General features: G+C 69.7%; 17 protein-coding genes. 15 read left to right on the top strand and 2 right to left on the bottom strand.

From position 1 onward, the window contains the following. Nucleotides 1-29: 29 nt before the first annotated feature. Both ACZ522_RS07635 and ACZ522_RS07630 read left to right on the top strand, forming a co-directional pair. A complete protein-coding gene (locus ACZ522_RS07635; protein WP_379693262.1) occupies nucleotides 30-965 on the top strand; it encodes an oxidoreductase in 936 nt (311 codons plus the stop codon). Nucleotides 966-1101: 136 nt separating this feature from the next. Then, nucleotides 1102-1734 carry a DsbA family oxidoreductase gene (locus tag ACZ522_RS07630; RefSeq protein WP_379693265.1) on the top strand — a complete coding sequence of 211 codons (633 nt, stop codon included), beginning with the start codon at nucleotides 1102-1104 and terminating at the stop codon, nucleotides 1732-1734. A 7-nt stretch (nucleotides 1735-1741) separates the two neighbouring features. Here the strand turns inward: ACZ522_RS07630 and ACZ522_RS07625 are convergent, their stop codons facing one another. Further along, complete coding sequence (locus tag ACZ522_RS07625) at nucleotides 1742-2152, bottom strand: winged helix-turn-helix transcriptional regulator (protein ID WP_379694539.1); 411 nt, start codon at nucleotides 2150-2152, stop codon at nucleotides 1742-1744. A 102-nt stretch (nucleotides 2153-2254) separates the two neighbouring features. On the opposite strand from ACZ522_RS07625, the gene ACZ522_RS07620 reads away from it, so the two are divergent. From ACZ522_RS07620 to ACZ522_RS07610, 3 genes are all read left to right on the top strand, one after another. After that, entirely contained in the window at nucleotides 2255-3193 is a 939-nt protein-coding gene (locus ACZ522_RS07620; RefSeq protein WP_379693268.1) for a ring-cleaving dioxygenase, read from the top strand. After that, on the top strand, nucleotides 3193-3861 hold the full coding sequence (locus ACZ522_RS07615; protein WP_379693271.1) for an alpha/beta hydrolase: 669 nt from the start codon (nucleotides 3193-3195) through the stop codon (nucleotides 3859-3861). The genes ACZ522_RS07620 and ACZ522_RS07615 overlap by 1 nt, the downstream gene beginning before the upstream one ends. A 97-nt stretch (nucleotides 3862-3958) precedes the next feature. Next, nucleotides 3959-4969, top strand: a complete 1011-nt coding sequence (locus ACZ522_RS07610) for a lysylphosphatidylglycerol synthase transmembrane domain-containing protein (protein ID WP_379693274.1) — start codon at nucleotides 3959-3961, stop codon at nucleotides 4967-4969. 366 nt (nucleotides 4970-5335) lie between these two features. Here ACZ522_RS07610 and ACZ522_RS07605 read toward each other — a convergent pair whose 3' ends face one another. Next, nucleotides 5336-5644, bottom strand: coding sequence for a hypothetical protein (locus ACZ522_RS07605; RefSeq protein ID WP_379693277.1), 309 nt, complete (start codon nucleotides 5642-5644; stop codon nucleotides 5336-5338). On the opposite strand from ACZ522_RS07605, the gene ACZ522_RS07600 reads away from it, so the two are divergent. From ACZ522_RS07600 to ACZ522_RS07555, 10 genes are all read left to right on the top strand, one after another. Continuing rightward, complete coding sequence (locus ACZ522_RS07600; protein WP_379693279.1) at nucleotides 5643-6554, top strand: glycosyltransferase family 2 protein; 912 nt, start codon at nucleotides 5643-5645, stop codon at nucleotides 6552-6554. The genes ACZ522_RS07605 and ACZ522_RS07600 overlap by 2 nt on opposite strands. A gap of 58 nt (nucleotides 6555-6612) precedes the next feature. Next, the gene (locus tag ACZ522_RS07595; RefSeq protein WP_379693282.1) at nucleotides 6613-7539 is read left to right on the top strand and encodes a glycosyltransferase family 2 protein; all 927 of its coding nucleotides are present in this window, start codon (nucleotides 6613-6615) and stop codon (nucleotides 7537-7539) included. A 76-nt stretch (nucleotides 7540-7615) separates the two neighbouring features. Further along, the gene (locus ACZ522_RS07590) at nucleotides 7616-9079 is read left to right on the top strand and encodes a sulfatase-like hydrolase/transferase (protein ID WP_379693285.1); all 1464 of its coding nucleotides are present in this window, start codon (nucleotides 7616-7618) and stop codon (nucleotides 9077-9079) included. Nucleotides 9080-9155: 76 nt separating this feature from the next. Then, complete coding sequence (locus tag ACZ522_RS07585; RefSeq protein ID WP_379693288.1) at nucleotides 9156-9971, top strand: hypothetical protein; 816 nt, start codon at nucleotides 9156-9158, stop codon at nucleotides 9969-9971. 65 nt (nucleotides 9972-10036) lie between these two features. Continuing rightward, nucleotides 10037-10699, top strand: coding sequence for a metallophosphoesterase family protein (locus ACZ522_RS07580; RefSeq protein WP_379693291.1), 663 nt, complete (start codon nucleotides 10037-10039; stop codon nucleotides 10697-10699). Nucleotides 10700-10775: 76 nt separating this feature from the next. Then, on the top strand, nucleotides 10776-12287 hold the full coding sequence (locus ACZ522_RS07575) for a sulfatase (protein WP_379693294.1): 1512 nt from the start codon (nucleotides 10776-10778) through the stop codon (nucleotides 12285-12287). Further along, nucleotides 12284-13570 (top strand): glycosyltransferase family 4 protein, encoded by a 1287-nt coding sequence (locus ACZ522_RS07570; protein ID WP_464391801.1) that lies wholly within the window; start codon nucleotides 12284-12286, stop codon nucleotides 13568-13570. Before ACZ522_RS07575 ends, ACZ522_RS07570 begins: the two co-directional genes overlap by 4 nt. A 455-nt stretch (nucleotides 13571-14025) precedes the next feature. Next, complete coding sequence (locus ACZ522_RS07565) at nucleotides 14026-15210, top strand: inositol-3-phosphate synthase (protein ID WP_464391817.1); 1185 nt, start codon at nucleotides 14026-14028, stop codon at nucleotides 15208-15210. A gap of 3 nt (nucleotides 15211-15213) precedes the next feature. Continuing rightward, complete coding sequence (locus tag ACZ522_RS07560) at nucleotides 15214-16560, top strand: glycosyltransferase family 4 protein (protein WP_379693303.1); 1347 nt, start codon at nucleotides 15214-15216, stop codon at nucleotides 16558-16560. Further along, complete coding sequence (locus tag ACZ522_RS07555; RefSeq protein ID WP_379693306.1) at nucleotides 16557-17771, top strand: glycosyltransferase family 4 protein; 1215 nt, start codon at nucleotides 16557-16559, stop codon at nucleotides 17769-17771. The genes ACZ522_RS07560 and ACZ522_RS07555 overlap by 4 nt, the downstream gene beginning before the upstream one ends. Nucleotides 17772-17845: the final 74 nt, after the last annotated feature.

The raw sequence follows: 17845 nt of genomic DNA, 5'->3' as shown, positions 1-17845 counted from the left end.
TTTAGCGCCTCCGGGCCGTACGCGGAGACATGTCAGACGAGTGGACAGCGGAGCGGATGCCGGACCTCTCGGGCGAACGAGTCGTCGTCACGGGCGCGAACAGCGGACTCGGCTTCGAGGCGACGACGGCGTTCGCCCGGAAGGGCGCGCACGTCGTGATGGCCTGTCGGAGTCGCGAACGCGGGCGCGAGGCGATGGTGGACGTTCGGGAGGCGGTTCCCGGGGCGTCGCTCACACTCGGAAAACTGGACCTCGCGGACCTCGACTCGGTGCGCGCGTTCGCCGAGACGTTCGACGAGGAGTTCGGGTCGCTCGATATCCTCTGCAACAACGCGGGCGTGATGGCCATCCCCCGCCGCGAGACAGAACAGGGGTACGAGATGCAGTTCGGCGTCAACCACCTCGGCCACTTCGCGCTCACCGGCCTCCTCTTGGACGCCCTCCGGGCGTCGCCGGGCGAGTCGCGCGTCGTCACGCAGTCGAGCGGCCTCCACGAGAACGGCGAGATGGACTTCGACGATATCGACGGCGAAGACGAGTACGACGAGTGGGACGCCTACGCCCAGAGCAAACTGGCGAACCTCCTCTTCGCCTACGAGTTACAGCGACGACTCGACTCCGCAGGCGTCGAAGACGTGACGAGCATCGGCTGTCACCCCGGCTACGCCGCGACGAACCTCCAGCGTCGCGGGCCGGAGATGGCGGGATCCAGACTCCGACTCGCGGCGATGCGCGTCGCGAACGCCGTCGTCGCCCAGAGCGCGGAGACGGGCGCGCTTCCGATGCTGTACGCCGCCACCGCCGAGGACGTGGCGGGCGGCGACTACGTCGGCCCGACGGGCTTGAAGAACATGCGCGGCTACCCGGGGAAACAGGAGTCCAGCGACCGGTCCCGCGACGAGGACGACGCCCGCCGCCTCTGGGAACTCTCCGAGGAGCGAACGGGCGTCTCGTTCGATATCTGAGTCGAGTCGGCGTCGTTCGGTCCTCGTCAGGGGTCGCTCGACCGTTCCGCCGCGACCGATACCCGTCTCGACCGGTTTCCCGGAGTGCCCACACATCCGAAGAAGTGTCTTGCGTCGTTTCGTCTAAGAGTACAACATGAGTCAACAGCAGTCCGACCGAATCACCGTCTACGCCGATTACGTCTGTCCGTTCTGCTACCTCGGGCGGCAGTCGCTGGAGCAGTACCAAGACTCCCGCGAGGAGGAGTTGGAGATAGAGTGGCACCCGTTCGACCTGCGGAGTCAGAAGCGCAACCCCGACGGCACCATCGACCACGACGCCGACGACGGCAAAGACGAGGAGTACTTCGAGCAGGCCAAACAGAACGTCCGCCAACTCGCGGAGAAGTACGACGCCGAGATGACGGTCGAAATCGCCCGCGACATCGACTCCCTGTCCGCGCAGGTGGTCTCCTACTACGTCAAAGAGCACTACCCCTACGAGACGTGGCTCGACTTCGACACGTCGATTTACGAGGCGCTCTGGCAGGACGGCCGGGACATCGGCGACGAGGACGTGCTGGTCGAACTCGCCGAGGACGCCGGTGTCGACGCCGAAGAGGTCCGCTCCGCCCTCGACGACGAGAACCTCCGAGCGGAAGTCCGGCAGAAGTTCACCGAGGCGCAACAGCAGGGCGTGACGGGCGTGCCGACGTTCGCGTACGACGGTTACGGCGCGCGCGGTGCGGTACCGCCGGAGCAACTGCGCCGACTCGTCGAAGGGACGTAATCCCCGATTACTCGGCTTCCGCCTTCGCCTTCGGCGCGGACTCGCTCTCCGCGTCCTCGTCGTCCGTCTCGGCGTCGGGCGCGTCCGCAGGCGGGGAGTGCAACCACTCGTCCGCCCACGACTCTATCTCGTCGAACACCGGACAGAGCGACCGACCCTTCGGCGTGAGCGAGTAGAACGTCGCCACGGGCGCGTCCTCCTCCAACCGACGGTTCACGAAGCCGAGTTCCTGCAGGTCGTCGAGGACGCGCGAGAGGGTCCGCGAACTCGCGTCCGTCGAGCGCTTCAGTTCGTTGAACCGCTTCTCCCCGTCCTGGAGGTCGTGCAAGACGATGAGTCGCCACTGAGAACCGATCTGTTCGAGCGATTCGACGACCACGCACGCCTCCTCGTTTGACTGCTGGATTTCCGGGGACACTAGTGTCACCTGGTGTCGGCTTCGTCCGGGAACGTCTATATGGTTTCGGTTCCTTACCTGGTAACGTAAGGAAACCGGCACCGCCGGTCCGTTACGCCCACCATGCAAACAGACGGAATCCACCACGTGACCGCCGTTTCGGGCGACCCGAAGGAGAACGTCCACTTTTACAGGGACATCCTCGGACTCCGCCTCGTGAAGCGGACGGTCAACTTCGACGACATCTCGACGTATCACCTCTACTACGGCGACGAGACGGGGTCGCCGGGCACCGCGATGACGTTCTTCCCGTTCGGGGAGGGACGGCCGGGACGCCCCGGACGCGGGCAGGCCGTCGCCACGGCCTTCGTCGTCCCGGAGGGGAGCCTCGATTACTGGGCCGACCGCCTCGCCGAACACGACGTGTCGTCGGAAGAGCCGACGGAACGCTTCGGTTCGGGCGTCTTACCCTTCGAGGACGGAGACGGGCAACCCCTCGAACTGGTCGAGGGCGAGACGGACATCGAACCCTGGGAGGACGGCCCCGTGCCGGCCGAACGCGCCGTCCGCGGCTTCCACGGCGTGACGCTCCAGTCGGCCGCGCCGGAGTCCACGGGCCGCGTCCTCGAACTCCTCGGCTTCGAGAGGGAGGCGGAGGAGGGCGAACGCGTCCGGTACCGCGCGGCGGGCGACCGAGCGAACGTCGTGGACCTCCTCGAACGGGAGAGTCCGCGCGGGCGACCCGGCGTCGGCACCGTCCACCACGTCGCGTTCCGCGCGGAAGGCGAGGAACAGCAACTGAACTGGCGCGAGGAACTGTCGAACGCGGGGCAGAACGTCACGCCGCAGAAGGACCGCCAGTACTTCCGATCCGTCTACTTCCGCGAACCCGGCGGCGTCCTCTTCGAGATAGCCACCGACGGCCCCGGGTTCACCCGCGACGAGTCCGTCGCGGAACTCGGGTCGTCGCTGAAACTGCCGCCGTGGCTCGAAGACGACCGGGACCGACTCGAAGCGCACCTGCCCGCTCTCGAACCCGAGGCGGAGGAGGTGAGCAACTGATGGCCGACGGCAACGCGGGCGGGTCCGCCGCGGACCCCCACGGCGACCAACCGATTCGGACGGCGGGCGAATCGCTCGAATCCGCCGACGCCGCCGTCGTTCTCGTCCACGGGCGCGGCGCGACGGCGCGGGGGATGCTCCAGTTCGCCGAGGAGTTCCACCGCGAGGGACTCGCCTACGTCGCCCCGCAAGCGCAGCGAGGGACGTGGTACCCCAATCGGTTCCTCGCGCCGATAGACGCGAACGAACCGCACCTCGCATCCGCGCTCGGACACGTCGATAGTGCCGTCGAGACGGTGGAGGACGCCGGCATCCCCGCCGAGAAGACGCTGATCGTCGGCTTCTCGCAGGGGGCGTGTCTCTCCTCTGAGTACGTCGCCCGCAACGCGCGTCGCTACGGCGGACTCGGCGTCCTCGCCGGCGGCCTCATCGGCCCCGAGGGGACGCCCCGCGACTACGACGGGAGTCTCGACGGCACGCCCGTCTTCCTCGGCGTGAGCGACGACGACCCGCACATCCCCCTCGAACGCGCCGAGGAGACGGTCGAAACCCTCGAACGCATGGACGCCGACGTGACGTTCGAGGTGTACGAAGGACTCGGCCACGGCATCTTCCCCGATGAGGTAGAGCACGTCCGCGAACTCGTCGCGGGCGTCCTCGACGGGTAAGCGGCGCTCTCGGCCGACGCAGTTCGCCTCCTGTCTCCCCGTTCTCGTCGCTCGCCCGCCACCCCGCTTATGGGTTCGCCCCGAGAACGAGCGTCCGATGGGCGAGTCCGCGTTCGACCGGCGCACGGCGGTGAAGTCGCTCGTCGGCTTCGCCGTCGCGGCGGCACTACTGTACACCTTCGGCTACGTACTCGGCTGGCAGTCCATCATCTCGGCGCTGTCGAGCGCGGACCCCGTCCCCGTCGTCGTCGCCTGCGGGTGTTCGCTCGTGGCGCTCTCCATCTGGACGAAGGGGTGGGACGTGGTGCTCTCGTCGCTCTCGGTGGAGATTCCGTACCGACGGCTCGTTCCGACGTACCTCGCCGCGACGTTCGCCGACTACGTCACGCCGTTCGGGAAGGCCGGCGGCGGCCCGTTCGTCGCGGCGGTCCTCTCGACGGACCGCGACGCGACCTACGAGGAGTCGCTGGCCAGCGTCGTCACCACCGACGCTCTCAACCTCCTCCCGTTCTTCTCCTTCGCGGGCGTCGGCGTCGTCGCACTCGGCCTCACCGGGAGCGTCCCGCGGAACGTCCGCCCGTTGGTGTACGGACTCGGCGCGATAGCCGTCTTCGTCCCCGTGTTCGCGTACCTCGTCTGGCGCGTTCGCGACCGAGCCATCCTGTTGATACCCCGAGTTTTGGAACCGGTCGCCGCCCGCGTCGGGTTCGTCGAGGCGGCGGAAATCGAGGAACGCACGGCGCGGTTCTTCTCCCTGCTCGGCCACCTCGGCGCTCGGCGGGCGTGGGTGGCCGAGACGCTGCTTTTCGCCTACGTCGGGTGGGCGTTCTTCGCGCTCCCGTTGTGGTTGGCCGCCCGGGCCGTCGGCGTCTCCCTGCCAATTCAGTTGGTCGCGTTCATCGTCCCCGCGAGCGCGATGGCGAGCCTCCTCCCGACGCCCGGCGGCCTCGGCGGCGTCGAAGCCGCGGTGACGGGTCTGTTGGTCGCGCTCGCGGGCGTTCCGACGGCCACCGCCGCCGCCATCGCGCTCCTGTACCGCGTCGCGAGTTTCTGGTTCGTCCTCCCCGTCGGCGGGGGCGCGACGCTGTGGATCGCGTACCGCAGTTGACCGCGGAGACTGGTCGTACGTTCCAGTAGAGATTACCCGTCGCGGTGACGGTACACCCGTCTGCCACTATCTGCTCCTCACGCGGCGCTCTTAGACGAGATTATCTCGAAGACTCCCGACTCTGCGACGTGGTGTGTGATCGGCAGCACCGATTCTGTCCTCAGGGGTCTCGACGACGATCCGTCTGACATCGATATTCTCACCGTAGGATCGACAGCCAAACGGTTCCGAGACGCGTTCTCCGACGGCTTCACCGAAACGCGCGAAGTTGGCCATTCTCAGATCGACGCCTACGGAGCGAACGGTGAGGAACTCGAAGTGATCTTCAGCGATAGCACGAAGCGTCACCAGAGACCACTCGCCGATCTAGAAGACATCGAATTCGAGAGGGACAATCCGCGAGAGGCACCACTGCTCCCGCTCGATCACCTCGTCAGCGTCTACGAACGGATAGACAAGCACGAGACGGCAGAGAGGCTGAAAGCCGAATTCGAGATGTCCGACGAAGAGGAGACTCCCCTTCCGAGTCCCCTCCCCGAGTTCACGGTGAGGGTAGCGAACACCGATTTCGTATATCGTCATCAAGTTTATCCTGACCGTCACTCCCGCCGAACGTCGGTCGAACCGCGTTCGGCCCTCGCAGTAAAGGCGCGTCCCCGCGTCTACGCCGCCCATGACCGTCAGCGTCGTCCTCCCGACGTGCGAACGCGCCGAGGTGTTGGACGGAGCGATAGAGAGCGTCCTCGCGCAGACGCACGAGGACTGGGAACTCGTCGTCGTGGACGGCGGATCGGACGACCGAACGCCCGAACTCGTGGCGGGGTACGACGACCCGAGGGTCCGCTACCGCCGGCAGGACGACTCCTCGGGGGTGAGCGCGGCGCGGAACCGCGGCGTCGCGGCGTCGGACGGCGAGTTCGTCGCGTTCGTGGACTCCGACGACCGGTGGCACCCCGAGAAACTCGAATGGCAGCTCGCCGCCCTGCGAGAGGCCGAGGGCGAGGAGGGGAAAGACGCCGCCGTCGCGTACTGCGGCATGGAGAAAGCGCACGGCGAACCCCTGACGCGCGACGGCGAGTCCGGCGACGTGCGCGAGGCAGTCCGCCGGATGGACGTGCCGACGTACACCTCGACGCTCCTCGTCCGCCGGGACGCCTTCGAGTCGGTCGGCGGGTTCGACGAGCGACTCCCCTGCTTCGAGGACTGGGAACTCTGCCTCCGCCTCTCGCGGGAGTACCGCTTTGTCGCCGTGGACGACGCACTCGTCGTGAAGGGCGAGTCGGGCGACAACATCTCCGCCGACGGCGACAACCTCGCGGAGGCGGTGTCGGTGCTGGCCGAGGAGTACGAACTCCCGGCGGCGACGTGGGCGCAACTCCTCGCGGACGTGGGCCGGACGTACTGCGAGTCGGGCCGCCTCGACGCCGGCCGGCCCTACCTGCGGCAGGCGCTTCGTCTCGACCCGACCCGGTACCACGCGGCGGCGGCCCTCCTCTTCTCGGCTCCGGGGTCGCCCCGCGCGTTCGACGCCGCGATGGAGGCCGTCTACGCCGTCGAACGGCGCGCGGAGGCGGTCGGGGAGTAGTCGGACCAGTCTCGACCGGCCGCGGCGCTTTTCGACGTCGAAGCCCTCCTCTCCCTCGATGACCGACACCGCCCACGACCCTCTCGTCTCGGTGGTGGTGACGACCTACTACCGGAACGACCGACTCCGGGAGGCGCTTTCGAGCGTGCGCGATCAGACGCACCGCCCGGTGGAGTGCATCGTCGTGGACGGGTCCGAGGAGGGGCACGCCCGGTCCGTGGTCGAATCGTTCGACGCCGACTCGGACCTGCCCGTGACGTACGTCCCGCAGGAGAGAGACGAGGGACCGCACGCGGCCAGAAGCGTCGGGGCCGAACGCGCGTCGGGGGAGTACGTCCAGTTTCTCGACGACGACGACAGGCTCCGCCCGGAGAAGTTCGCGCGGCAGCTTCCCCGCTTCTCCGAGGACGTGGGCGTCGTCTACTCGGGTCTGCGCGACGAGGAGTGGGGCGTCGTCGAACCGCAGTCGGACGTCCGCGGCGACGTTCTCGAACACGCCCTGAAGATTCGGACGTTCCCGGCCATCCCCTCGACGATGCTCGTCGACCGCCGGGTTCTGGAGGAGATACTGCCGCTGAGACACCGCCACGGCGCGGACGACTCTGGGATGAAGATAGAGCTCGCCCGGCGGACCCGCTTCGACTTCGTGGACGCTCCACTCGTCGTCCGCGGGAAACCGCCGGGCGAGTCCGTCTCGGACTCGTGGGACCACATCCGCGGGCGGCGCTTGCTCGTGAACTACTACGACGACGAGTACGGCGCGTTCCCGCCGCACGTCCGCCGGACCGCGGTTCGTCAGACCGACTACCGCGCGGGGCGGAAGCGACTGGAGGAGTCGCCGTGGGACCCCCGGGCGACGCTCTCACTCGCGCGCGCCGCCGCGGAGACGCCGGAGGACACCCCGCGGTTCGCGGCGACGGCCCTCGCGTCGGTGTTCGGCCGACCCGGCGTGGAACTGGCCGACAGGGCGGGCATCGCGCCCTGACGCGCCCCGGTCGGGGGTGTGCTCGCGGCGGCCACTACGTCTTTTCACCTCCGCGGCGTCTCCGCGAGTAGTCACGATGCTCGAACGAGTCGAACGGGGCGTCCGGCGCGCCGGGCGCGCCGTCCCGGAGGGCGTCGCCGCCCCCGTCGAAGGAGCGTACGCCGACGCGCGGCGTCAAATCCGGGAGCGTCGCGCCGACCGGGCGTTCGGAGAACGCGACGCCGGGGTGACGTCCTCGCTCTCGGCGGACGCGCCCGACCACGTCGTCGTCGTCGTGGTGGACGCCCTCCGCGCGGACGCCCTCGATTCTGACCTGACGCCGTTTCTCTCGTCGCTCTCGGGGACGGACGCCGTCGCGCCCGCGACGTGGACGTACCCCTCGGTGACCTCCCTGCTCTCGGGGCGGTACCCCCACGACCACCGCGCGATTCGGCGCTCCGACGCGTTCGAGAACTCGGTGGCGGACATCACCGGCCTGCCGCCGCAGTCGGACGCGCCTCTCGTCGCGGACCACCTCGACGCCGCGGGCTACGACACCTACGGCGCGTTCGGGTTCGTCGTGCCGTTTCTGGCGCTTCGGGGGCGGTTCGCCCGCCACCGACTGTACGACGACGCAGACGCGCACCGACTGCTCTCGGACCACGCGGCGTGGCTAGCCGACCGCCGCGACGGGCGGACGTTCTCCTACCTCCACCTCTCGGACCTGCACGAACCCGTCGAACCGCCGCGGGCCTACGCGGACGAACACGACGTTGACCTGTCCATCCCCGACATCGAGGGGTGGGACCACGAGGACGTGGTGGACGCGACGCCCACGGTCGAACGATACCGCCGGCACCGGCGGCGTCTGTACGACGCGGCGGTCGAGTACGCCGACAACCGCCTCGCCGCCCACTACCGCCGAATCACGGACCTCGCGGGCGACGTGGCGTTCGTCGTCACCGGCGACCACGGCGAGGGCTTCTGGGAACGCGCGCGGTTCCACGCCGACCACTTCGCCGACCCCCGACCGGCGTACTGCGTCGGTCACGGCGGCGCGCCCTACGAGGCCATCACCCGCGTGCCGGTGCGAGTCGCCGGATTCGACCTCGCGGGGGCGGACCGCCCCACGTCGCTTGTCGACATCGCGCCGACGGTTCGCGCGGCCGTCGCGGGTGACGCCCCGCGAGGAGACGCGGACCCGAACGCCGCGGGCGTCCCCCTCGGCGCGTCGGTTCCGGACGACAGGATTCGCCTCGTCGAGGGGGCGCGCTACGGGTACGAGAAGAAGGCGGCGTACGCCGACGGGTCGAAACTCGTCGTCTCCCGCGGCGACGACGTGTCCGTCGCGTTCTCCCTGCCCGAGGAGGCGGAGACGACGCTCCCATCGGAGGAGTCCTCGCGCCTGTCGGACGCCCTGCCGCCGTGGCCCGGGGCGGGCGACGCCGCCGAAGGGGTCTCGGTAGGCAGTCGGACGGAGTCCGACGACGCCGCGACGGACACCCGGCGCGAGGTGTCCGGCGACGTAGCGCGCCAACTCGAACGACTCGGGTACCGCTGAGACGGTGAACGGAGGGAGGACATTCAGCAACGCCCGACCTATCAGTTAATATTCCCCGGCGTCCCATGTATGTCCTATGAAGGCGCAGGGGGAGAGATTCAACGGCGACGCGCGGGTGCTCCACCGCCGGGCGATCAGGACGCCCCTCCCCGACGAGGACGCGGAACGACTGTTTCATGAGAACATGATGCGGGTCGCAGACGCCCAAGAGCGGAAGGCCGAGATGCTCGCTGACCCCGACGTTCCGCTGTTGACCGCCTACGAGGAGGAACTCGACCGACTGGCCCAGAGTTTCAAACGTCGCCTCCGACGGACCGCGGGCGGCGACTACCGAGAGGTTGCGATGGCGTACAACCGGGGCGAACGCGACGACCAAATCGGCGCGTTGGCGTCGTACTACTTCGAGGCGCTCTGGCGGATGCAACAGCGAGCGACCGTCACGGACGCGCTCTTCTTCCCGATCATCCTGCGATACCCGGACAGTTTCACGGTGAATATCCGGTTCGCCAGCGGATACACCACGACGGAGTCGGTCCACTACGAGTCGCCGGAACACCTCTCGGAGCGACTCGAAGACCAGTACGCCCAGACGTACCACGAGGAGAGCAACTTCTCGCAACGACAGGCGGCCGAGTACCTCCGCGAGACGGCGAAGATAACCCGCGAGGAGTTCCCCTCTCCCGACGAGACGTCGTTCGAGGAGCGAAAGTACGGCGGCATCGTCTCCGCCGGGGGTCGGAAGGGAACGGTGTTCACGTCGATGCTGAAGCGCGTCGAGCCGGACCCCGACCGATTCTCGGAACCGGTCGAGGTGCCGACCCTGGTCGAGGAGGGCGAGGAGGCGCGGCGGACGGAACGGGAACTGCTCCTCGACGGGGAAGTCATCCTCTGAGGCGGGGGTGAGAGGCGGCGACTCGCCACCCACCCCTAAGGGGGCGGCGGCGCTACGACGACGCGATGCTCGTCCTCGGTGACGCTCACGCCGACGACCCGGAACGGAGGGAGTCGCTCCTCTCGGCCTACCGCGCGACGGACGCCGACGCCGCCCTGCAGGTCGGCGACCTCCTGTACTACGACCTGCCCGCGCCGACGTGGTTCGTCGCGGGGAACAACGAGGACTTCGACGTGGTGGACGCCCTCCGACGGGGCGACGCGACCCTGACGGACGTGGAGCGACCGATCCTCCTCGCCAGCACCGCCGCGGACGTCGCCGGACTCCGCGTGGCGGGCCTCTCGGGCAACTACGCGCCGACGAGGTACGACGACTCCCGGGAGGAACTGACCGGCGGGCGGCGGCGACACTTCGTCCGGTCCGAGGTCGAACGCGCGAAGTCGCTGTCGGACGTGGACGTGTTCCTCGCCCACGAGGCGCCGCACGGACTCCTCCGCGTCGGCGGGGGGCGCGACCCCGGGTGCGCCGCGGTGGACGAGATACTGCGGTCGGTCGAACCTGACCTCTTTCTCGTCGGCCACCACCACCGCCACGCCGAGGCGACGGTCGAAGGCACGCGCGTCGTCAGCCTCGACCCCGTCTGGGAGGCCTACTACACGCTCGACCCCGAGACGCTCGAACTCGAACGCCACCCGCACTCCGACGAGGCGGGCGACGCCGACCGGTGAGTCCGAACCCCGACTTCGGTCCGCGGATGTCGGTGGGGCCGCCATAGTAAGGTGACCGGCGGGCGGACGCTCTCTCATGGACGAAGCGTCGAAGCCGAACGTTCTCCTCCTCGCGGTCGACGCGTGCCGGGCGGACTACCTCCCGCCGTACGGCGGATCGGCCGACGCGCCCGCCATCGACCGACTGGCCGACGAGGGGACGGTGTTCGAACGCGCCCTCTCGCCCGCGCCGTGGACGCTCCCCGCGATGACGAGCGTCCTCACCGGGCGGTACCCGCACGAACACGGCGCGACGTCGCGGGGGTTCGAACTCGACGCCGGGCGGACGGTGACGCGTGACCTCGCCGCGGCGGGGTACCGGACCCTCCACCTCTCGCCGAAGACGTGGATCGGCGATTGGCTCCCCCAAGGCCGGGGGTTCGACCGCGTCGAGGAGTTCACCGGCCCCGAACACCGCTACTTCGACGGGGGCGAGGACGTTCGAACGCTCTCGAAGGGCGTCACGCGCGGCCCCGAGTGGTACGCGACGGTCGTTCGGCGGGCCCTCGCGTCGGACGCGCCCCTGAAGAGTCTCGGAAACGTCGCCGCGTTCCAACTGCAGGAGGCGACGGGCGACGCGTGGTTGGACAACGTGCGCGCGAGCGAACGCGCCGCCCGAATCGCCGAGGAACGCTTCGCCGAACTCGCGGCCGACGACCGGCCGTTCTTCTGTTACGCCCACCTGATGAACCCCCACCTCCCCTTCTACCTCCCGCCGGAGTTCCGGTCGGACGTCCGCCCGCCGGGGTGCGACACCGACGAGGAGGAGACGGAGTGGATGAGCGACCTGATGGACGACATCTGGGCGATTCGGACCGGCGAACGGACCCTCGACGCGTCGGAGGTGGCGTACCTCCGGGCGCGGTACCGCGACGAACTCGCGTACGCCGACGCCGCGATCGGACGTATCGTGGACGCCCTGCGCGAACGCGGAGTGCTGGACGAGACGCTGGTTGTGGTGACGGGCGACCACGGCGAACACCTCGGCGAACGGGTGCGCGGCGACCCAGCGGACCCGACGACCGAACGCACCCTGCTGGACCACCAGACGTCGATTCGGTTCCCCCTGCTTCGCGTCCCCCTCGTCGTCCGGTACCCCGCCGCGTTCGACTCCGACAGGCGGACGGACCTCGTGCAGACGACCGGCGTCGCGGAGACGATTCGCGCCGCCGCCGGTCTGGAGTACGACGAGTCGCGGTCGCTTCTGGCGGCGGACAGATCGGAGACGCGCGACGCGGCCCTCGCGGAGTACGCGGGCGTCGTGCCGTCGCACCCGCCGGAGTCCGTCGAGGCTGAGTTCGTCTACGCGCCGCGGCGAACGGCCGTGACGGGTCGGTGGAAACTCGACGCGGTGGGCGACGCCCGCCGGTGGGTCGAACTCGACTGGGACGCCGCCGAGGCGGACGCGGTGGACGAGGGCGACGTGCCGCCGGACGCGCGAGAGCGACTGATCTCGACGCTCTCGGAGACCGAAGGGACGGAGGGCGGCGCGTCGCGGGACATCCCCGACGACGTGGCCGAGAACTTGGGCGATTTGGGCTACCTGTGACCCGAATCTGCCTGCTCTCGGACGGCTATCCGCCGTGGGAACGCGGCGGCGCGCAGAAGATAGCCGCCCAACTCGCCGAGGGGTACGCCCGACGCGGCCGCGAGGTGGCCGTCGTCACGACGGTGCCGGACCGAAGCGAGACGGGCGAGTCCGTCGTCTCGGACGCCGGCGTCCGCGTCCGCCGCCTGTGGACGCCGCGGTGGCGGCGCGCCCTCCCGTACCTGACTGTCTCGAACCCCCTCGCCGCGCGCGGCGTCGCCGACTTCCTCGACGGGTTCGACCCCGACGCGATTCACGTCCACAACGCGCACTACCTGTCGAACGCCGCAGTCGCCGCCGCGGGCGAGTGCGACGCGCCAGTCGTGAAGACGTACCACGACGCCGGGACGTTCGCCTACGGCGAGTACACCGCCCACGTCGCGGACGCGCCGCGGAACCTCCCCGTGGCCGGGTCCGCCTACCGCGCGGACCCGGTTCGGCAGGCGCGGGAACAGGGCCTCCGGTACTTCCCCCTCCGGAACCGGCACAACCGCCGGACGCTCCGACGCCACGTGGACGTGGGCGTCGCCGTCAGCGACGCCCTCCGTCGGGCGTTGACGGCCAACGGGATGCCGTGTCACCGGACGGTTCACAACGGCGTGGACGCGGCGGCGTTCCGCGCCGTTCTCGGCGCGGCGGCGAGCGAAGACGAGGCGTTCCGCGACGCGTACGGCCTCGACGACGCCCGAATCGTCCTGTTCGGCGGTCGAACCGGCTACACCAAGGGCGGGGCGCACCTTGCCGCCGCGTTCGGGCGCGTCGCCGACCGGACGGACGACGACGTTCGCCTCCTCGTGACCGGCGACGACGAGTTCGCGGCGAGGATGCGAGCGCTCGCGGCCCCCCACGGCGAGAAGGTGGTCACGACGGGGTGGATTCCGCGGGCGGACCTCCGGCGGGCGTTCCGCGCCGCCGCGGTCGTCGCCACGCCCTCCGTCCACCTCGACCCGTTCCCGACGGTGAACCTCGAAGCCCTCGCGGCGGGGACGCCCGTCGTGACGACGCGGTTCGGCGGCGCGTCCGAACTGGTGGACGACGGCGCGACCGGACGGGTCGTGGACCCCCGGGACGTCGGCGAACTCGCGGACGCCCTCGAATCGTTCCTCGGGGACCCCGAGAGGGCCGACGAGGCGGGCCGCCGCGGACGGCGACTCGTCCGCGACCGGTTCACCGTCGAGGGGCAGGTGGAGGCGTACCTCGACCTGTTCGAGACGCTCGAAGCGGGCCCGAGTCCCCGAGACTGACGGCGGACGAGAAGTTCCGGACTCCGCTGGCGAATCGGACGGACCGCCGCGAACAGACGGTAGTTCGCCTCCGTCGCCGGTCTGCTAGATTAACGACAATATTTTTATTCGTTATTGCGGCCGAGAGATATTAGTCGCCTCTGACGGTAGTATAGGTCGGTTCGAGACGAATCACAGACGTATTTGATAACATACATTTCGGCGGCATCTCGCTCGGGGAGACGCGAGACGGGCCGTCGAGGGTCGCGCGGTCGTCGCCCGGGCCGGGCGGCGCGCGACCGGGAGTTACCGGTCCGATTTCACACGACCATGAGACACGAGGCCGCTTCCACGAAACGCGACGGTACGGTGAGGACGAACGCCGACGTGCGGACCGACGGTGGCGCGGAGGTGGCCCCGTGAGCGACGTCGGCGTCTGGTTGGTCGGCGCGCGCGGCAACATCGCCACCACGGCGATGGTCGGCGCGAAGGCCATCGCGCGCGGCGAGACGGACACCACCGGGATGGTGTCGGCGCGCCGCCCCGTCTCGCGCCTCGACATGCCGGACGTGTCGGACCTCGCGTTCGGCGGGCACGACATCCGAACCGGAAGCGTCCCGGAGGACGCGCGCCGCCTCGCGGAGGAGAACGGCATGCCCCACCCCTCGACGGTCGAAGCCGTCGCGGACGACTTAGCCGACGTGGACGACCACGTTCACGTCGGGACGGCGCTGAACTGCGGCGAGAGCGTCGAAGCCCTCTCCAACGCTGAACTACTGGAGGAGGACCGGACCGTCGCCGAGATAGTCGAGCGAATCCGCGACGACGTCGACTCGTTCCGCCGGGCGGAGGGTCTCGACCGGGTGGTGATGGTGAACGTCGCCTCCTCGGAACCGCCCGTGGAGAACCCCGACGACTACGCCACCCGCGAGGCGTTCGAGTCGGCCGTCGAAGGCGACGACCGGGACCTGCCGGCGAGTTCGCTGTACGCCTACGTCGCCCTCAGCGAGGGCCACCCGTACGCGAACTTCACCCCCTCCGCCGGGAGTTCCCTCGGCGGCCTGCGCCAACTGGCCCGCGAGGAGGGCGTCCCCCACATGGGCAACGACGGCAAGACGGGCGAATCGCTCGTCAAAGCCGCGCTCGGACCCATGTTCGCCGGGCGCAACCTCCGCGTCATGTCGTGGGAGGGCCACAACATCCTCGGCAACACCGACGGGCAGGTTCTCGAAGACGAACGCAACAAGGCGGGCAAGATAGAGAGCAAGGGCGACATCCTCGACGGAATCCTCGACGACGACTTCCACAACCGGGTCCGCATCGACTACACGCCCTCCCTCGACGACTGGAAGACGGCGTGGGACTACATCCACTTCGAGGGCTTCCTCGACACGGAGATGAAGATGCAGTTCACGTGGGAGGGGTCCGACTCCGCGCTGGCGGCCCCCCTCGCGTTGGACCTCGTTCGCCTCCTCTCGAACGCCGACGAACGCGGCGAGTCGGGCCTCCAGACCCACCTCGCGTCGTTCTTCAAAGCGCCCCTCGACGTGGACGAACACGACCTCGCGCGGCAGTTCACGTGGCTCTACGACTACGTGGACCGGAACGCCGGCGAGGAGACGCCCGACGGCGTGACCGCCGAGACGCCGACGGACGACTGACGCATGCGGATACTCCTCGTCGCCCACGCCCTCCCGCCGGACACCTACGGCGGGACGGAACTGTACACCGAACGCCTCGCGGAGGCGTTCGCGGCGGACCATGAGGTGACCGTCGCCGCCCCCTCCGACCGCGGCGCGGCGGCGGCGGACGTTCCGGGCGCGTCGGTTGTCGGCCTCCCGACGCCGACGACCCAACCCGAGGACGGCGTCGCCCTCGACCCGTCGGCGGGGGTCGCCCAATCGTCCGTGGACGCCGCGTTCGCGGACCTCCTCTCGACGTTCGATCCCGACGTGGCCCACTTTCAGCACCTCAAGGGTCTCTCCTCGCGACTGCCCCGAATCTGCGCGTCCGAGGGCGTCCCCTCGGTCCTCACTCTCCACGACTTCTGGACGGCGTGTCACCGCGAGCAACTCACCCACCCCGACGGGTCGCTCTGCTCCGGGCCGACGTGCGTCGGCAAGTGCGCGAACTGCTACGCGAACGCCGTCGGCGAGGCGGTGGCGGACGCCGCGGACGGCGGCGAGGGCGACGACGACTCCCCGCCGGAGGCGGGCGAGGGCGACGCGACGTTTCCCGCGTTCGCCGAACCCGTGGCCCGTCGAACCGCCCGCCTCGACGACGCCCTCGACGCCGCGGACCTGTTGGTGTCGCCATCGGCGTTCCTCCGCGACCGGTTCGTCGAGTTCGGCGTCCCGCCCGGCGACATCGTGCAGGCCCGGAACGGCATCTGGGTGGACGCGTTCCGCGACGGCGGGTACGACCCCGACTCGACGCTCGCGTTCGGGTACGCCGGGCGGTTGGTCGAGGAGAAGGGCGTCCACCGCCTGCTTGCGGCGTTCGCGGGCGTCGAGGGCGACGCCCGACTCGACGTGTACGGGCGGTTCGACCCCGAGGGGAACGACTACCACGCCCGACTCGCGGACGCCGCGGCGGACGACCGGGTTCGGTTCCACGGCTACTACGACGATCCGGCGACGCCGTTCGCCGAGTCCGACGTGTTCGTCCTCCCCTCGACGTGGTACGAGAACAGTCCGCTCGTCATTCAGGAGGCGTTCGCGGCGGGGACGCCCGTGGTGACGGCCGACCGGGGCGGGATGGCCGAACTCGTCACGCACGGCGTGGACGGCTTCACGTTCGACCCCGAGAGCGTCGAATCGCTCCGCGCGCGCCTCCGAACGCTCGCGTCGAACCCGCGTCTCGTCGCGCGGTTGCGCGAGGGCGTCGAACCGCCGAAGCGCCTCTCGGCGCACGCCGGCGAACTCCTCGATTTGTACGCCGGCCTCTCGGGGGCGGCGGAATCGACCGCCGAGGCGGGCGACGGCCACCCGGTCGGGGTGTTCGACTCGTGAGCCGGATTCTCTTCCTCGCGCGCGGAGTCCCGTTCCCGCCGAACTCCGGGGACAGTATCGTGACGTACGGTTTCGTCCGCGCGTTGGCGAACCGCGGCCACGACGTGCACCTCCTCGCGTACGCCCGCGACGACGACGCCGAGACGGTGCCGGGCGTCCGCGACGTCTGCGAGTCGATAGTACGCGTCGAGGGCACGGAGTCCCCCCTACCGCCGACGGCCCGGAAAGTCGCCCGGGCGGCCCTCGGTCGGTCGGACGTGATGGAGATGTTCGACGCCGACTCGATGCGCGAGGCCGCGGCGAGGCGAATCACGACGCTCTCGCCGGACGTGGTGGTGGGACAGCACCCGTATCTGGCCCGCGCCTTCCGCGACGAGGACGTTCGGGCGGCCGCCGCGTGGGCGGACGCCCGCCTCGTCACGAGCGCGCACGTCGTGGAGTTCGCGGCCCACCGCCTCCACCGCGCCACCGCGTCGGACGTGAAGACGCGGGCGGAACTGTCGCTTGAGATTCCCCGCCTCCGCCGCGAGGAACTCGCCACGTATCAGGCGTCGGACCGGGTGTTGGTCCTCGGCGAGAGGGACCGGAGACGGCTCGAAGAGCGCGTCACGACGCCCGTGAAGCGCCAGCGAGTCGCCATCGACGCCGCGGAGTACGAGACGGCGGACCGACCGGTCGAGGGGAAGCGACTCCTCTTCTTCGGGTCCTACGAGTGGTTCCCCAACGAGGACGGCGTGCTGGCGTTCGCCGAGGGGCCGTGGCCGGAGATTCGGGAGGTGCACCCCGACGCCGAGTTCGTCGTCGCGGGCCGCGACGCGAACGACGCGGTTCGGTCGCTGGGAGAGCGTCCGGGAATCACGTTCGCGGGCGAAGTCGAGGACATCGGGGCGGCCGTCCGCGACGCCGCCGTGATGGTCACGCCCCTCCGTATCGGCGGCGGCGTCCGCATCAAGATACTGGAGTCGATGGCGTGGGAGACGCCTATCGTCACGACCCGCCGGGGGTTCGAGGGCGTGGACGCCGAACCCGGCGAGGACGTCCTCGTCGCCGACGACTGGGACGAGTTCGTCGCGGGGACGAACCGCCTGCTGTCGGACCCTGAGGAACGGAAGCGACTGGCCGCGAACGCCCGCGAGCGAATCGAGACGGCGTACGCCCCGGACGACGTGGCCGCCGAGTTGGAGTCGAACCTCGGAATCGACGGGTCGTAGGCGGCGGTTCTCACAGAGCGCAGTATCGGTCGACCGCACACGCCCGACTGCCGCGCTATCGCGTAAAAAGGTAC

The sequence above is a fragment of the Halopelagius fulvigenes genome (genome assembly GCF_055398025.1).
This window is presented reverse-complemented; position numbering and strand designations above follow the sequence as displayed.